Genomic DNA, 1,454 nt, shown 5'->3' on the forward strand with positions numbered 1-1,454 from the left:
TATGTACATAAGCCATGATCCAGTTGTCATTACCAATGCGGGTAATGCCCACATCTTGAGACGTACCCGTATGAATGGTAGTGAACTCACGAATCGTATTGCGATCACCAATAATCAGCTGGGTTGGTTCGCCACGGTATTTCATATCCTGTGGTGCGCCACCGATTGCCGCGAAGTGGGCAAAGTGGTTTTCAGAGCCAATGGTGGTGTAACCCTCAATGACCGTGTGTGAGCCAACTTTACTCCCAGCACCAATTTTGACATTCGGGCCAATAACAGAGTAAGGCCCAACCTCAACATCGCTAGCAAGTTCAGCCTTGCTATCCACAATGGCAGAAGCATGAATTCGAGTCATTACGCGCCTTTCGTACGAACTGCACAGGTAATATTCGCCTCAGCCGCCAGCTCGCCATCTACAGTAGCTTGAACTTGAAACTTATAGATACCAGCACGCTCACGCTCTAATTTTGCAGTCATGATTAACTGATCGCCAGGCAAAACTGGCTTCTTAAATCGAGCACCATCAATACCAGCAAAATAGTAAATTGCATTCTCTTCCCTCACCTCTGAAAAGGTAAGCAGTGCAGCTGTTTGTGCCAATGCTTCGATAATCAAGACGCCAGGCATTACTGGAAACTCTGGAAAATGTCCCTGAAAAAACGGCTCGTTCATGGTGACATTTTTCAGTGCGGTAATACTCTGACGAGGCTCAATTTCCAATACTCGATCAACCAATAAAAATGGATAGCGATGCGGCAATAACTTCAAAATTTGATTAATGTCGATGGCGATGGGTTTGCTCATAAATTTACCTGCTGATTTGAGTTTCTAGAATAGTTCAATGTCATTACATACTATAGAGCTTGGTTTTGGACTCTCTTCCAGTCAAGCTTCCTAGTCTATGATTCGGAATTCTTGGATTTATCTAATAAGCGCAAGCGCTGGCGTATTTTATCTAGACCACGCAATATGGCGGCATTTTTCTCCCAAGCACCATGGAGCATAGAGGGATAGACTCCAGTAAAGTGCTGCCCAGGCTCAGTAATTGAACGAATAATGGAGGTGTTGCCTGATACGGTTGTTCTATCTGCAATCGTGAGATGGCCTGCAAAATTCGCTGCCCCTCCAATAATACAAAAGTTGCCGATCTTTGTGCTACCTGAGATAGCCGCACATCCAGCAATAACACAGCAATCACCAATAATCACGTTATGCGCAATTTGCACTTGATTATCAATCTTCGTGCCAGCACCAATCACGGTATCACTCATAGCGCCGCGATCGATGGTAGTTGATGCGCCAATTTCAACATCATTGCCGATTGTCACGCCACCGGTTTGCGGGATCTTGACCCACTCACCACCGGTAGCCGAGAAATCTGGGGCAAAGCCAAAGCCATCTGCGCCGATAACAGCGCCACTGTGAATAATGCAACGCTCACCAATTTTGCAATC

Annotated in this window: 2 protein-coding genes and 1 pseudogene; all 3 read right to left on the bottom strand. The window is 45.9% G+C overall.

The genetic code is table 11. From position 1 onward, the window contains the following. Positions 1 to 355: pseudogene (locus B7Y67_RS17920) on the bottom strand (acyl-[acyl-carrier-protein]--UDP-N-acetylglucosamine O-acyltransferase); the annotation flags it as partial. After that, entirely contained in the window at positions 355 to 804 is a 450-nt protein-coding gene (fabZ, locus tag B7Y67_RS17925; RefSeq protein WP_293599794.1) for a 3-hydroxyacyl-ACP dehydratase FabZ, read from the bottom strand. The pseudogene B7Y67_RS17920 and the gene fabZ, both read right to left, overlap by 1 nt. Positions 805 to 899: 95 nt before the next feature. After that, positions 900 to 1,454 (bottom strand): UDP-3-O-(3-hydroxymyristoyl)glucosamine N-acyltransferase (locus tag B7Y67_RS17930; protein WP_293599795.1); only part of this gene is annotated, 555 nt, incomplete at its 5' end.

It is taken from the genome of Polynucleobacter sp. 35-46-11 (assembly GCF_002281105.1).

Bases quoted from the DNA above. Each gene is read 5' to 3' on its own strand.
- fabZ (WP_293599794.1), bottom strand. From the start codon at position 804: ATGAGCAAACCCATCGCCATCGACATTAATCAAATTTTGAAGTTATTG.